The following is a 13,688-nucleotide window of genomic DNA, read 5'->3' on the forward strand; positions in this document are numbered from 1 at the left end:
CGGATGATTTAGCTGAACGGCCTGCGTCTCTTGGGGAGCGCTAACTCACGGTTAACGCGTCGACCACTTCCGCTACGCTTTTGACGCTGCGGATGCTGTCGATACCCGTGCCGAGCGCGATATAACCCTCATCGGCATTGCCTTCCAGCATGCCGACGCGCAGGCCGCGTAATCCCCCCATTGCTTCACCGAGCGCCTCGTTGCTGGCGCCGGCTTTATCCATCGCCACCAGTTTTTCGGCCAGTCTGCCCGGCAGAGAGCGATAGTAATGGGGCAGCGTGCGGAAAAGCAGTAAATCCAGGCCACTGGCGGCAATAATTTTATTTTTGACCGACCGCGGCACTCTGCTTTCTTCCGTCGCGATAAAAACCGAACCGGCAAATATCCCTTCAGCGCCGAGCGCGTGCGCCGCTCTGGCGGTGCGCTTGTCGGTAATACCGCCCGCGGCCATCACCGGAACACGCTTCACCGCATCGGCGATCAGCGGCACGATAGAAAAGGTTCCCAGCGCGGTCCCCGGCAATGTTCCTCCCTCATCAAAGCCGGTCGCGACGATGATATCGGCACCCGCTTCTTCAGCAAGGCGGGTATTTTCAGGCGTCGGGTTAATATCGCGATAGATGATAGCAATGCCCGCCTCTTTTAATTCGTTGAACAGCGCCGGTATGAGCGCTCCTTCACCGTAGCCGGTATACACCACGGCCCTGACACCCTCTTCTTTTATCACCTGCAAAATAGGCGGGGTCCAGATATCGTTTTCAGCCGCGGGGATCAGGTTCACGCCGAAAGGTTTTTCGGTCAGCCGTTTGGTTTTGCGGATCTCTTCACGCATTTTTTCGGCGGTTTCTTCCGGCGTGGACACCGCGGTCTCAGCGGTTAAACCGGCATTCGGCCCCAGCACACCAAGCCCGCCGGCATTGCTGACAGCGGCGACTAAACGGGCATCGGTCAACCACGATAACGGCCCCTGAATAACAGGTTTTTCTATATTCAGGATCTGGCAGATTCGGTTATTTTTCATGGAGTAATATCCTTCACAATAGCGCTATGGAGCGGTTCAGTTTCATGATGGAAGGAGTGTAGGACGTTATATTATTTAGAAAAATAGCCAAAAAAGTGCATCACTATTATAAAATCAGTAACAATGTGATATCCCGATCCCGGCAAAAGAAGCCCGCTATGCAAATAAACCTCTTTGAATCGATTCGCATTTTTATTGAAATTGTCGAGTCCGGTAGCTTTACTCAGGCAGCGGAGAACCTGCAGATTCATCGTCCTGCCGTCACTAAGGCATTGCAGCTGCTTGAGCAGCACTGCGGCACGCGTTTGATGCAGCGAACAACGCGGCGCATCAACCTGACGCCTGACGGCGAAGCGTTTTATCGGCAGAGTAAACCTTTACTGGCCCAGGCAGATGCGCTGCTGGAGTCGTTTGGGAGCGATAGCATATTACACGGCCAGCTTCACGTGGATATGCCCGTCGCTTTTGCGACGTTATTGGTCGTCCCCCATCTGCCTGATTTTTATCGCCAGCACCCTGGCGTCGAAATCATCCTCAGTAGCTCAGACCTCCGCCGGGATATGCTGCGCGATGGTCTTGATTGCTTACTGCGGGTGGGGGAACTGGACGACGGGGACTATATCGCCCGTAAGTTAGGCAATATTAAAATGACGACCTGCGCCAGCCCGTCCTATATTGCCAGCCACGGTGTGCCGCAAACGCTGGAGGATCTACAGCAGCATCAGGCCATCAACTGGATTAACAGCAGCAGCCGACAAATTATGCCGTGGACGTTTTCTACGCCAGAAGGAACTGTTGAAATGACGCTTCCCGGCAAGCTGGTCATCGATAACTCTGAAACCTATTTATCGGCAGGCCTGGCAGGGCTGGGATTAGTCCAGGGAATGAACGTTTTTTTACAGCCTTATCTCGATCGCGGCCTGTTAGTGGAAGTCTTACCTGACAACCCTACCCCCGATCGCAAATTGTCACTTCTGTATCCGCACCGCCATCTCTCACGCAAAGTGCGGGTGTTTACCGAGTGGTTAGAAAGCTTATTGGAAAAACGGGATTAAGGCACTCATCCCCGTGAAAAACCACAATGATTGATAAATGCTTGCGGTTACTGCCTTAAACCCAGTCAACGATCCGCGCCCCACTCTGGGTCCTGCTTGCTCAGATTCTCAGCGTGTCTATCACCGCCCGCAGCGCGGGCGACACATTACGATGGGGATAATAGAGAAAAGAGCCTTCCAGCCGCTGGCTGTAACGCTGCAGGACTCTGATAAGCGCGCCTCGCTCTAAGTCATCGGCAACCAGTTCCTGCGGGACATAGGCCAGCCCCAACCCCAGCCGGGCGGCCTTCGCTTCCATATAGCTGTCGGCAAAGGCCCACTGTCCCTGCGGCCGGTGGGTGATTTTTTTACCGTCCTGATTGAGTTCCCAGGCATAAATAGTCCCGTCGCCAAACTGGTACGCGATACAGGGATGAACCACCAGGTCCGCCGGCGTTTGCGGAAAACCGTAGCGGCGAAAATGCTCGGGCGTGCCGACAACGACCATCTCCATATCGGGTGAAATGCGCACCGCGACCATACCGCCGCCGACTTCCGGCCCCAGACGCACCCCGGCATCAAATCGCTCCGCGATAATATCGACAAACCGGCTTTCACTGATGAGTTCCAGCCGGATATCGGGATAGCGTTGTTTGAACACCGAAAGCTTTGGCAGAAGCACTTTATCAATGGCGTGCTGGCTGGCATTGATGCGGACGGTACCGGTGGGGGTGTTGCGATAATACGCCAGAGTGGAAAGCCCCGAATCTAACGCATCAAAGCCGGATTCAACGGTTCGATAGAGCTGCTCGCCGGCCTGGGTGAGCGAGAGTTTACGGGTGGTACGCACCAGAAGCTGTACCCCCAGCCTTTCTTCAAGTTCACGTACCGCACGGCTGACGCCGGATTGCGCCAACCCAAGCCGCTGCGCCGCGGCGGTAAAACTGCCCTCCCGCACCACCAGCATAAACAGGTACAGATCGTTATAGTTTTCCCGTTTTGCCATGATTCCTCCCGCGCCTGCGCCGTAATTTATAACAATATGATATGAATCTTAGCACTTTTCACCCGCTAATCAGCACTCTGACTGCTAACTATAATCAGCGCATTGCAACAAAGCACAGCAGCGTTGTCCGTATGAAACCTGTATCTGGAACCTGTTTTAGGGGAATGATTAATGAAAGCGTTTACCAGAAAATTGACGGCCGCCATGCCTGCCATGCTGCTATGCGCGTCACTAAGTGGAGTCACCACCATGAGCTATGCCGGGACAACCAATCCAAACGCGCCCGTTTCGCTGGTCGAAAAATGGGACAAAACCTTCGCGGAAAGCGCGAAAGTCACTCACCGTAAGGTGACCTTCCAGAACCGCTATGGGATAACCCTGGTCGGCGATCTCTACATTCCGAAAGATCGCGGCGAGCGCAAGCTGGCGGCGATTGCAGTCAGCGGCCCCTTCGGCGCGGTGAAAGAGCAGTCCAGCGGTCTGTATGCGCAGACCCTGGCGGAACAGGGTTTTGTCACCCTCGCCTTCGATCCTTCTTATACGGGGGAAAGCGGCGGCCATCCGCGTAACGTCGCCTCTCCGGATATCAACACCGAGGATTTCAGCGCGGCGGTGGATTTCTTAGGATTGCAAAACGAGGTGGACCGCAACCGAATTGGCCTGCTCGGCATCTGCGGCTGGGGCGGCATGGCGCTGAACGACGCCGCGATGGATACCCGGGTGAAAGCGGTGGCCACCAGCGTCATGTACGACATGAGCCGCGCGATGGGCCACGGCGTTGGCGACGGTAAAGACCGCTATACCACCGCCGATCGCCGCGCCGTCTTGCAGTATCTGAACGCGCAGCGCTGGAAGGATGCGGAAAGCGGCACCTTCGCGCCGGGCGGGCATGATATTTATGTCGATCAGAAAGGTCACGTCAGCGCAGGCGATCGTATTCTGCCGGAAACCTTACCGGCCAACCCGAACCCGGTTTTGAAAGAGTTCTTTGACTATTATCGGATGCCGCGCGGTTTCCACGCCCGCTCCGTGAACTCAACCGGCGCGTGGAATGCAACCATGCCGCTGTCGTTTATGAATATGCCGCTGCTGAGCTATGCCAGTGAAGTCACTATCCCGACGCTGATCGTGACCGGAGAAAAAGCCCACTCACGCTATTTTGCCGAAGACGCCTTTAAGGCCATCGGCAGCAAAGAGAAAGAGCTGGTGATCGTCCCCGGCGCGAACCATGTCGATCTCTATGACAATGCGGCCGGTAAAATCCCGTTTGCCAGATTTGAACAGTTTTTCAAAACCAACCTGAGATAACGGCCGGAAGCCGCCCGATCGTCGCGGGCGGCTTGCCCTCGCCCGCGCATGACGTTTACCCACGTTTTAGTCGTTATTCAATGAATAGCGACCGCTCCGGCCGCACCCGAATCTGGCCGGGAAAATACAGAGATACCCCTATCATGTCCACACTGAGTCGTCGTACACCACACCCTCAACCGCACGCCCATTGGGGCGGCGTCTTTGCCATGACGCTGTGCGTTTTTGTCCTCATCGCTTCCGAATTTCTGCCGGTCAGCCTGCTGACGCCGATCGCCGGAGAGCTAAACATCACCGAGGGGCTGGCAGGCCAGGGCATTGCGATTTCCGGCGCCCTGGCGGTGCTGACCAGCCTGACTATCTCTAACCTTGCCGGAAGTCTGAATCGTAAACACCTTCTGCTGGGGCTGACGGTTCTGATGGCGGTCTCGGGAATGATTGTCGCGCTGGCCCACAGCTATGCGATCTATATGGCGGGAAGAGCCCTGATTGGCATCGTTATCGGGGGATTCTGGTCGATGTCGGCGGCCACCGCCATCAGGCTGGTCCCCGCGCACCAGGTTCCCCGCGCGCTGGCGATTTTCAACGGCGGCAACGCGCTGGCGACCGTCGTGGCCGCGCCGCTTGGCAGCTATCTGGGGGCCACCGTCGGCTGGCGCGGCGCCTTTTTTTGCCTCGTACCGCTGGCGATAGTCGCGTTCATCTGGCAGTGCTTCAGCCTGCCTGCGATGGAAAGCGATAAAGCGAGCCGGCCGCGCGGCTCCGTGCTTCGCCTGCTCAGACATTCCATCGTCGCGATCGGTCTGCTGGCCTGCGGACTCTTCTTTATGGGGCAGTTTGCCTTATTTACCTACGTGCGGCCGTTTCTGGAAGCGGTGACCGGCGTCAGCGCCTCTGGTCTGTCCCTGATTTTACTCGCTATCGGCGTCGCGGGTTTTATCGGCACCCTGGGCGTTTCAACACTCCTCAACGCCCGGTTTTATCAGACCTTAATGACCATCCCTTTATTGATGGCCCTCATCGCCGGCACGTTGCTTCTGGTAGGACACCACGCCTGGACCGTTGCCGTGCTGTTAAGCCTGTGGGGGATGCTGGCGACCGCGGCGCCAACCGGCTGGTGGACATGGATCGCGCGGACGCTGCCCGACGACGCCGAAGCGGGAGGCGGTCTGATGGTTGCCGTTATTCAGCTGTCGATCGCGCTGGGTTCGACGACGGGCGGTTTGGTATTTGACCGCCTGGGGTGGCAAAGCGCGTTTGGCTTAAGCGGCATACTGCTTCTTGCCGCGGTCGGGATGACGTTGTACACCAGCCGGCAAATGACGCAATAAGCTGGCGCCATCCGATGCGGGTAGCGGATTTTTCTCGCCGCGGGTAATGCGTATAATGCGGCTTCGATACACGCTAAAAATAACCGCGGCTCATATGATAAATCTCAATCGATGTTGTTATTTGCTTCTGATTTTCGCAGCGGTCGGCAGCATTTTTACCGCCTGGCCCTTTGCTACCTGGCTCCTGCTGGTCAACGCGCTGACCCTGGCGATCTACGGCGTGGATAAAATGGCGGCGCGCAGGGCCTGGCGCAGAGTACCGGAAGCCACATTGCTGGCGTTCGGGGTGCTGGGCGGCTGGGCTGGCGCGATAGCCGGCCAACAGCTGTTCCGCCACAAAACGCAAAAGCAGCCGTTCAGAACCCGATTCATCATCAGCACGATCGTCAGCCTCTCAGGGATGGTGGCGATTTATTTGTTCTCTCCTTTTTCTTTTCACTAAGTTCCGGCGAGGCTACGGTTTGCAAACGCGTGGAATGCACTCAACCCGCCGCTATTCGTAGTATATTATTGAGAGTATTGTTGATTATCAGGTGTACCTTATGACCTACTCCATCGGAGAATTTGCGCAGCTTTGCGGCATAAACGCAACGACGCTCCGCGCCTGGCAGCGTCGCTACGGCCTGCTTAAACCACAGCGTACCGATGGCGGCCATCGCCTGTATAACGATGACGATATCCAGCAGGCGCTTAAAATCCTCGACTGGGTAAAAAAAGGGGTACCTGTCAGCCAGGTAAAGCCCCTGCTGGCGCGCCCTGGCGCACGGCGGACGAATAACTGGATCACCTTGCAGGAGAGCATGCTCCAGCGGCTTAAAGAGGGGAAAATCGAATCCCTGCGCCAGCTGATTTACGACGCCGGTCGTGAATCCCCCCGCCCCGAGCTGGTCACCGAAGTGCTGCGCCCGCTGCGTAGCCAGGTTTCCGCCAACGTACCGGCCATCATGACGCTGCGCGAAATCCTCGACGGCATCATTATCGCCTACACCTCTTTTTGCCTCGAAGGGGACAAAAAGGCGCCCGGCGATAACTATCTGATCACCGGCTGGCACCTGACGGACGCCTGCGAAATCTGGCTCGAAGCGCTCAAACGCACCGGTCAGGGCCACCGCATCGACATCCTTCCCTCTCCCCCCGCGACCCTGGCGCCGGAGATCCTGCCGGATCGCAAATGGCTACTGGTGACGACCGGTAAACTCTCTCCAGCCCGGCAGAAACAGGTTGAACGCTGGCAGCAGCAGGTTGTCTCTCTGGAGATTGTTGCGCTGTAATTGCGTGCGCCACCGCTCCGTGGCGCAACGAGCAGGTCCCTCAGAATTGCCCCTCTTCTTTTTCCGCACAAGCCCGCTGACTCTTCTTTTCTCTCCAACACCCACAAAATCATGCTTCAAAGACATGTTATTAACCAACTGATAATCAATGAAAATAAAAAATATTTTAGTCAAAACTTGGACAAATAATATTAATTGTGTAAGTTTTAACTATGCCATATTGTTTACTCAGGAAGTGACCTATGAGTCCCTCGCCATCCATCATTAGCCGTTTTAGTACGTACTACGCCACGCTGGATACCCAGCCGCCTTCGGCGCTGGCCGCGCTGTACCACACGAATGCGGTGCTGATCGATCCTTTTGGCCAACACCGGGGGCTGTCCGCAATCCAGGATTATCTTTCGCACCTGCTGGCCAACGTCGATCATTGCCGTTTCACCCTCGATGCCCCGCTCTGCGAAGGTCAACGTTTTGCCGTCGCCTGGACCATGCACTGGTCGCATCCGAGACTTGCCGGGGGTAAGGCGCTACAGCTTGCGGGCTGTTCGGTGGTCACCGTTGAAGACGAACGAATTATTCACCAGCGTGACTACTACGACGCCGGGGAGATGCTGTACGAACACCTTCCCCTGCTGGGCTGGGCGGTGCGCGGCGCTAAACGGAGGGTGCGGTCATGATGACGGTGCTCATCACCGGCGCCAGCTCCGGCATTGGCGCCGGGCTCGCCAGGTCCTTCGCTGCGGACGGCCACCGGGTTATCGCCTGCGGCCGCGATCCGTCGCGTCTGTCGGCGCTACAGCAGCACAGTCCCCACATCAGCGTCCGCTCTTTCGATATGACGGACAGGGATGCCTGTCGCCAGACGCTCGCTGACTGCCGCGCCGATCTGATCATTCTCTGCGCCGGGACCTGCGAATATCTCGAACACGGAACGGTGGATGCCGGGCTGGTTGAAAGGGTCATCACCACTAATTTTCTCGGGCCGGTGAACTGCCTGGCGGCGATTCAGTCGCAGCTGTCAGCCGGGAATCGCGTGGTGCTGGTGAGCTCGATGGCGCACTGGCTACCCTTTCCTCGGGCCGAAGCCTATGGCGCCTCGAAAGCGGCGCTGACCTGGTTTGCCAACAGTCTGCGCCTGGACTGGGAGCCAAGAGGGATCGCCGTCACGGTCGTTTCGCCTGGGTTTGTTGACACTCCGCTGACGCGTAAAAACGATTTTTCTATGCCCGGCCAGGTGAGCGTGGAGCAGGCGGTTAAAGCGATTCGCCGCGGTCTGGCGAAAGGGCACGATCGTATCGCCTTCCCGACGGGCTTTTGCCTGCTTCTGCGTCTGCTGGCCGGGCTTCCTGAAGGACTTCAGCGCAGGCTATTGCGCAGGATGGTGCGCCCATGAAAATCGCGATTATTGGCAGCGGCATTGCCGGGCTGACCTGCGCCTGGCGCCTTGCCGGGCAACACGAAGTGACCCTGTTCGAAGCGGCGTCCACGCCGGGGGGGCATACCGCCACGGTGGATATCGCCACGCCGCAGGGTACCTGGGCCATCGATACCGGATTCATCGTGTATAACGATCGCACCTATCCGCGCTTTATGGGCCTGCTTAACGAGCTGGGGCTGAGCGGTCAAAAAACGCAGATGAGCTTTTCAGTCCACAATCCGCAGAGCGCGCTGGAGTATAACGGCCACAGCCTGAGCTCGCTTTTCGCCCAGCGGCGCAATCTGCTAAAGCCGGCCTTCTGGGGGTTGCTGACGGAGATCGTCCGCTTTAATCGCCTGGCGAAGCAGGCTCTGGCGGGGGCGTTCGACCCGGGCGCCACGCTGCAGATCTTCCTTGAGCGGCACCGTTTTAGCCCCTTTTTCGCACGCCACTATATCCTGCCGATGGGGGCCGCTATCTGGTCTTCGTCGCTGCAGGAGATGCGCCGCTTCCCGCTGGCGCTGTTCTTGCGCTTCTTTGATAATCACGGCCTGCTGGATATCCGCCAGCGCCCGCAGTGGTACGTGGTGCCCGGCGGCTCGCGCGAATACGTGCGCGCCCTGCTTGCCCGGTCTGGCGATCGCCTGCGCCTGCGCCTCAATGCGCCGGTGCAGAACGTGATCCGTCATCAGGATGGCGTCACGCTCCAGCTGGCATCGGGGGAGCAGCACTTCGATCAGGCGATCTTCGCCTGCCACTCTGCCGAAGCGCTGGCCATGCTGGCGGACCCGACGCTCGCCGAAGGCGAAATACTGGGGGATATCGGCTGGCAGCGAAACGAGGTGGTCCTGCACAGCGATCCCCGCTGGCTGCCGGTGCGCAAGCGCGCCTGGGCCAGCTGGAACTATCGCCTGAGCGAACAGGATCAGGCCAGCGCCTGCGTCACCTATAACATGAATATTCTCCAGGGCCTGCCTGCCGACGCCCCGCTGTTCTGCGTCACCCTCAATCCGCCAACGCCGGTGGACCCGCGCTTCGTCTGGAAGCGTATGGTCTATGAACACCCGCTATTTAATCCCCAAAGCTGGTCCGCCCAGATGCGGCGCGAGGAGATTAACGGCCGCCAGCGAAGCTGGTTCTGCGGCGCGTACTGGTACAACGGTTTTCATGAAGATGGCGTGCGCAGCGCCCTCGATGTGGTCAACGGCATCATCGCGGCGGAGAACCTCTGACATGAACAGCTGCCTCTATCAGGGCGTATTACGCCACCGCCGTCTTCAGCCGAAAGCGCACCACTTTCGCTATCGCATCTTTATGGCCTGGCTCGATCTGGATGAGCTGGATCGGCTCGGCGAAGCGGGTATCCGCCGCAATCGCTTTGCTGCCGCCTCTTTTTACGATGCGGATTATCCGCTGGGCACGCAGCTGAAAGCGCAGGTTCTGAACCGGCTGGAAAGCCTGACCGGCGCGCGCCCGGATGGCCGCGTCATGCTGCTGACCCAACTGCGCTACCTGGGCTTTCATTTTAACCCGGTCAACTTTTACTACTGCTACGACGGCGCCGGTACCCTGCGCTGGGTGCTGGCCGAAGTGCGCAACACGCCGTGGAATGAGCGCCATTACTACGCGGTAGACGGTCAACGGGCGCGCCCGCTGGCGAAAGCCTTTCACGTCTCGCCGTTTAACCCGATGGATATGGTCTACCTCTGGCGCTTTAACAGTCCCGGTAAAACGCTGCACATGCATATCGAGAACCATCAGGCCGCGAAAGTCTTCGACGCCACGCTGGCCCTGAGCCGCGCGCCTTTAACGCGGGCCAGCCTGCGCGGGCTGCTGCTGCGCATTCCGCTGATGACGCTGAAAACCGTCCTCGCGATCTACTGGCAGGCGCTGCGGCTATGGCTCAAGCGCGTGCCGCTGTACAACCATCCTGTCAGCAGGAGTGAACGCTCATGACCGATCCAGTCTTTGCGCTTGAACCCGATATCCCGCGCAACGTGCGTTTCGCGCGCTGGTTGCTCTTTCGTCTGTTGAGCGGCATTCGCGAAGGGGCGCTCACCGTACGCGAAGGGGCGCAGACCTTTCATTTTGGCGACCCCGCCGCCGCGCTGCGCGCCGAGGTGCACGTGCTCTCCTCGGGCGTCTACCGGCGTTTACTGACCGGCGGCAGCCTCGCCGCCGCGGAGGCCTGGATGGACGGCGAATGGGAGAGCCAGCAGTTGACGCCGCTGCTGCAGATCCTGGCGCGTAACGGCCAGGTACTGGGGCGGCTGGAGCGCGGCTTCCGGCTGCTGGGCAAGCCCGTAGAGCGGCTGCGCCACTGGACGCGCCGCAACTCGCGCGCGCAGGCGAAGGCGAATATCGCCGCCCATTACGATCTGGGCAACGACTTTTACGCCCACTTCCTTGACGACGAGCTGCTTTACTCCAGCGCGCTGTTTACCGACGACGGCCAGGATCTTACCCAGGCCCAGCGGGCCAAAATGGCGCGCCTGTGCGAGCGTCTGGCGCTTACGCCCGGCGATCATCTCCTGGAGATTGGCACCGGCTGGGGGGCGATGGCCGAATACGCCGCCCGCCACTACGGCTGCCGGGTCACCACTACCACCCTGTCGCAGGAACAGTTCCAGTGGGCCAACGCGCGAATTACCCGCGCCGGGCTGCAGGATCGCGTCGAGGTACTGCTCTGCGATTACCGCGATCTGACCGGCCAGTACGACAAGCTGCTGTCGGTGGAGATGATTGAAGCCGTGGGGCAACGCTATCTGCCGGCTTTCTTTCGCACCTGCCAGGCGCGGCTGCGCCCGGGCGGCAGAATGGCGATCCAGGCAATTACCATCCAGGATCAGCGCTATCGCGGCTACAGCAAAAACGTGGATTTTATTCAGCGCTACATCTTCCCCGGCGGATTTTTGCCCAGCATTACGGCGATGAACGAGCTGATGACGCGGCACACCGATTTTGTGGTGCGCGATCTGTTCGATATGGGGCCGGACTACGCCCGCACCCTGGCCCACTGGCGGCAGCGATTTATCCACGCCTGGCAGGATATTGAGAAGCTCGGCTTTGACGATCGCTTCCGCCGCATGTGGCTCTACTACTTCGGCTACTGCGAAGCCGGGTTTAACGCCCGCACCATCAGCGTTGTGCAGCTTACCGCGGAGCGAACATCATGAAACGCATTCTGACCCTTGGCCTCGCGCTGCTGATGCTGGCGCTGGCGGGCTGCAGCGCCGAAGTGGCCGACTACCGGCAGCAGCAGCCGGCGCTGGACATTTTCCACTACTTTCAGGGCAAAACGGAAGCCTGGGGGATGGTTCAGGATCGCAACGGCAAACAGCTGCGCCGCTTCCATGTCGCCATTGACGGCGACGTTGTTGGCGACACGCTGACGCTCCACGAACGCTTTATCTACGATGATGGCGAAAAGCAGCAGCGGGTATGGCGCATTCGCCGCACCGGCGACCACCGTTATGAAGGCACCGCGGGCGACATTGCCGGCGTGGCGACCGGCCAGGCGGCGGGCAACGCTTTTCACTGGCGCTACAGCATGAACGTGACGGCCAGCGGTAGCACCTGGCTACTGCACTTCGACGACTGGATGTTCCTGCAGGACGACGCGCACCTGTTCAACAAAACCGAGATGAAGAAATTCGGCATTACCGTCGCCACCGTGACCCTTTTCTTCACCCGAACCGCACAATAAAAGAGGACTACGCCATGAACACACAACCTGTCATTGGGATCAGCGGATGTTTGACCGGTTCTGCCGTACGATTCGACGGCGGGCATAAGCGCATGGGCTTTGTGATGGACGAGCTGGCGCAGTGGGTGGCGTTTAAACCCGTCTGCCCGGAGATGGCTATCGGCCTCCCCGTCCCGCGCCCGGCGCTGCGGCTGGTGCAAACGACCGAAGGGGAAATCCGCATGCGCTTCACGCATGCACCGCACGACGACGTGACGGAGAAGATGGCCGATTTCGCCAGCGCCCACCTCTCGACCCTGGGCGAGCTATCGGGATTTATCGTCTGCGCCAAATCGCCCAGCTGCGGCATGGAGCGCGTGCGGCTGTACGATGAAAAGGGCAATCGCGGGCGAAAAGAAGGCACAGGGTTGTTTACCGCCGCGCTGATGGAGAAATATCCGTGGCTGCCGGTGGAAGAAGATGGCCGCCTGCACGATCCGGTGCTGCGTGAGAATTTTGTCGAACGGGTCTTCGCGCTGCACGAGCTTAACTGTCTGCACAAAAATGGCCTGACGCGCCGCGCGCTGCTGGATTTCCATAGCCGCTATAAACTGCAGCTGCTGGCCCACCATCAGGCGGGATACCGCGAGATTGGCCCGTTCGTTGCTTCGCTCCACGAATGGCAGGATCTGGAGGCTTTCTTTGCGATCTACCGCGAAAAACTGATGACGATCCTGAAACAGCCCGCCTCGCGTAAAAACCACACCAACGTGCTGATGCATATTCAGGGCTACTTTCGTAACCAGCTAAACAGCCGCCAGCGCGGCGAGCTGCGGGAGGTGATCCTTAACTATCGCTCCGGGCTGCTGCCTATCCTTGCGCCGTTAACGCTGCTTAAGCACTATCTGGCCGAATACCCGGATCGCTATCTGCAGGCGCAGAACTACTTTGATCCCTACCCGCAGGACCTGGCCCTGCGCCTGACGGTGCATTGAGATAGCTGAACGCGCGAAGAGGCTGGCGCACGCCAGCCTCTTCGTTGTTGGATCCATCGGCTTCTGGAACCATGCCTCACCCCATCCGGAAGTCGTTGTTGATCCCCTGTTGCGGACGCTGATGGAAGTCACGGCCGGCTCCGATTTGGCATTGGGGTTAGACTCCAGCACGTTGGTGACGCCGACGTAGGCTTTTTTCAGGTTAACTTCATCGCTCCGGTGGGCAAACATGACGTTGATATCCCAGATAGCTCCTTTACAGCTGTTGAAGGCTTTGGTTATCTGGAATTCGCCGCCATTGCCTTCATTGCCTAAACGGCCGATCGCCGGTCTGGAACTGCGCGCCGTAGCGGGCCTTCAGACCGAAGGGGATCGCCATATCCGGCGTGGCCGCGGTGGTCTGCGGGTTGGTAATAACATCCACTTTTTTATCAGCACGGCGTCGATCTGTTCTTGAGTAAATTCTCGCGCGAATACGAAAATTGGGCACAGCGTGGCCACGACCGCCATCGGTAATGGAAGTTTTTTATCATTGTCATAACTATCTCAATATAGGTTAGCTTTATTCGGATAATAACAATCCCATTCTGGGCAATCAGAATATATTACGTTATTTCGCT

14 protein-coding genes and 1 pseudogene are annotated in these 13,688 nt (G+C 58.5%); 12 read left to right on the forward strand and 3 right to left on the reverse strand.

Translation table 11 applies throughout. The features are described 5' to 3' along the window. Positions 1-40: 40 nt before the first annotated feature. Positions 41-1,021: a nitronate monooxygenase gene (locus ABLU67_RS02545; RefSeq protein ID WP_148849464.1), complete on the reverse strand. Its 981-nt coding sequence runs from the start codon at positions 1,019-1,021 to the stop codon at positions 41-43. A gap of 158 nt (positions 1,022-1,179) precedes the next feature. Here ABLU67_RS02545 and ABLU67_RS02550 point away from each other — a divergent pair, with 158 nt between their 5' ends. Beyond that, the gene (locus tag ABLU67_RS02550; RefSeq protein WP_109241334.1) at positions 1,180-2,076 is read left to right on the forward strand and encodes a LysR family transcriptional regulator; all 897 of its coding nucleotides are present in this window, start codon (positions 1,180-1,182) and stop codon (positions 2,074-2,076) included. Between the two features lie 100 nt (positions 2,077-2,176). On the opposite strand, the gene ABLU67_RS02555 is transcribed toward ABLU67_RS02550, so the two are convergent. Beyond that, complete coding sequence (locus ABLU67_RS02555) at positions 2,177-3,061, reverse strand: LysR family transcriptional regulator (protein ID WP_014838299.1); 885 nt, start codon at positions 3,059-3,061, stop codon at positions 2,177-2,179. A gap of 171 nt (positions 3,062-3,232) precedes the next feature. Between ABLU67_RS02555 and ABLU67_RS02560 the strand changes: the two genes are divergently transcribed. The 11 genes from ABLU67_RS02560 to ABLU67_RS02610 all read left to right on the forward strand — a co-directional run bounded on the left by ABLU67_RS02560 (position 3,233) and on the right by ABLU67_RS02610 (position 13,068). Next, entirely contained in the window at positions 3,233-4,369 is a 1,137-nt protein-coding gene (locus ABLU67_RS02560; RefSeq protein WP_014229103.1) for an alpha/beta hydrolase, read from the forward strand. A 143-nt stretch (positions 4,370-4,512) separates the two neighbouring features. Next, positions 4,513-5,700, forward strand: coding sequence for an MFS transporter (locus ABLU67_RS02565; RefSeq protein ID WP_162557675.1), 1,188 nt, complete (start codon positions 4,513-4,515; stop codon positions 5,698-5,700). Between the two features lie 97 nt (positions 5,701-5,797). Then, a complete protein-coding gene (locus ABLU67_RS02570; protein ID WP_025107991.1) occupies positions 5,798-6,142 on the forward strand; it encodes a DUF1294 domain-containing protein in 345 nt (114 codons plus the stop codon). Between the two features lie 100 nt (positions 6,143-6,242). Then, positions 6,243-6,971 carry a MerR family transcriptional regulator gene (locus ABLU67_RS02575; RefSeq protein ID WP_048263682.1) on the forward strand — a complete coding sequence of 243 codons (729 nt, stop codon included), beginning with the start codon at positions 6,243-6,245 and terminating at the stop codon, positions 6,969-6,971. 242 nt (positions 6,972-7,213) lie between these two features. After that, a complete protein-coding gene (locus ABLU67_RS02580) occupies positions 7,214-7,648 on the forward strand; it encodes a nuclear transport factor 2 family protein (RefSeq protein ID WP_301718695.1) in 435 nt (144 codons plus the stop codon). Beyond that, positions 7,645-8,364, forward strand: coding sequence for an SDR family NAD(P)-dependent oxidoreductase (locus ABLU67_RS02585; RefSeq protein ID WP_064375602.1), 720 nt, complete (start codon positions 7,645-7,647; stop codon positions 8,362-8,364). The genes ABLU67_RS02580 and ABLU67_RS02585 overlap by 4 nt, the downstream gene beginning before the upstream one ends. Next, the gene (locus ABLU67_RS02590; RefSeq protein WP_301718696.1) at positions 8,361-9,620 is read left to right on the forward strand and encodes an FAD-dependent oxidoreductase; all 1,260 of its coding nucleotides are present in this window, start codon (positions 8,361-8,363) and stop codon (positions 9,618-9,620) included. Before ABLU67_RS02585 ends, ABLU67_RS02590 begins: the two co-directional genes overlap by 4 nt. A gap of 1 nt (position 9,621) precedes the next feature. Then, positions 9,622-10,344, forward strand: coding sequence for a DUF1365 domain-containing protein (locus ABLU67_RS02595; RefSeq protein ID WP_348852141.1), 723 nt, complete (start codon positions 9,622-9,624; stop codon positions 10,342-10,344). Next, complete coding sequence (locus ABLU67_RS02600) at positions 10,341-11,564, forward strand: cyclopropane-fatty-acyl-phospholipid synthase family protein (RefSeq protein WP_348852142.1); 1,224 nt, start codon at positions 10,341-10,343, stop codon at positions 11,562-11,564. The genes ABLU67_RS02595 and ABLU67_RS02600 overlap by 4 nt, the downstream gene beginning before the upstream one ends. Continuing rightward, the gene (locus ABLU67_RS02605; RefSeq protein WP_025107997.1) at positions 11,561-12,094 is read left to right on the forward strand and encodes a DUF3833 domain-containing protein; all 534 of its coding nucleotides are present in this window, start codon (positions 11,561-11,563) and stop codon (positions 12,092-12,094) included. The genes ABLU67_RS02600 and ABLU67_RS02605 overlap by 4 nt, the downstream gene beginning before the upstream one ends. A 14-nt stretch (positions 12,095-12,108) precedes the next feature. After that, on the forward strand, positions 12,109-13,068 hold the full coding sequence (locus ABLU67_RS02610; RefSeq protein ID WP_014229093.1) for a DUF523 and DUF1722 domain-containing protein: 960 nt from the start codon (positions 12,109-12,111) through the stop codon (positions 13,066-13,068). A 94-nt stretch (positions 13,069-13,162) separates the two neighbouring features. Here the strand turns inward: ABLU67_RS02610 and ABLU67_RS02615 are convergent. Further along, positions 13,163-13,578: pseudogene (locus tag ABLU67_RS02615) on the reverse strand (carbohydrate porin); the annotation flags it as partial. Between the last annotated feature and the right edge of the window lie 110 nt (positions 13,579-13,688).

Source organism: Klebsiella sp. GN_Kp190 (genome assembly GCF_040061795.1).
In the GTDB taxonomy this organism is placed as follows: Bacteria; Pseudomonadota; Gammaproteobacteria; order Enterobacterales; family Enterobacteriaceae; genus Klebsiella; species Klebsiella michiganensis.

Excerpts from the sequence above, each read along its gene's own strand:
- ABLU67_RS02545 (WP_148849464.1), bottom strand. The coding sequence starts at position 1,021 with ATGAAAAATAACCGAATCTGCCAGATCCTGAATATAGAAAAACCTGTT.
- ABLU67_RS02550 (WP_109241334.1), top strand. The coding sequence starts at position 1,180 with ATGCAAATAAACCTCTTTGAATCGATTCGCATTTTTATTGAAATTGTC.
- ABLU67_RS02555 (WP_014838299.1), bottom strand. The coding sequence starts at position 3,061 with ATGGCAAAACGGGAAAACTATAACGATCTGTACCTGTTTATGCTGGTG.
- ABLU67_RS02560 (WP_014229103.1), top strand. The coding sequence starts at position 3,233 with ATGAAAGCGTTTACCAGAAAATTGACGGCCGCCATGCCTGCCATGCTG.
- ABLU67_RS02565 (WP_162557675.1), top strand. The coding sequence starts at position 4,513 with ATGTCCACACTGAGTCGTCGTACACCACACCCTCAACCGCACGCCCAT.
- ABLU67_RS02575 (WP_048263682.1), top strand. The coding sequence starts at position 6,243 with ATGACCTACTCCATCGGAGAATTTGCGCAGCTTTGCGGCATAAACGCA.
- ABLU67_RS02580 (WP_301718695.1), top strand. The coding sequence starts at position 7,214 with ATGAGTCCCTCGCCATCCATCATTAGCCGTTTTAGTACGTACTACGCC.
- ABLU67_RS02585 (WP_064375602.1), top strand. The coding sequence starts at position 7,645 with ATGATGACGGTGCTCATCACCGGCGCCAGCTCCGGCATTGGCGCCGGG.
- ABLU67_RS02590 (WP_301718696.1), top strand. The coding sequence starts at position 8,361 with ATGAAAATCGCGATTATTGGCAGCGGCATTGCCGGGCTGACCTGCGCC.
- ABLU67_RS02595 (WP_348852141.1), top strand. The coding sequence starts at position 9,622 with ATGAACAGCTGCCTCTATCAGGGCGTATTACGCCACCGCCGTCTTCAG.
- ABLU67_RS02600 (WP_348852142.1), top strand. The coding sequence starts at position 10,341 with ATGACCGATCCAGTCTTTGCGCTTGAACCCGATATCCCGCGCAACGTG.
- ABLU67_RS02605 (WP_025107997.1), top strand. The coding sequence starts at position 11,561 with ATGAAACGCATTCTGACCCTTGGCCTCGCGCTGCTGATGCTGGCGCTG.
- ABLU67_RS02610 (WP_014229093.1), top strand. The coding sequence starts at position 12,109 with ATGAACACACAACCTGTCATTGGGATCAGCGGATGTTTGACCGGTTCT.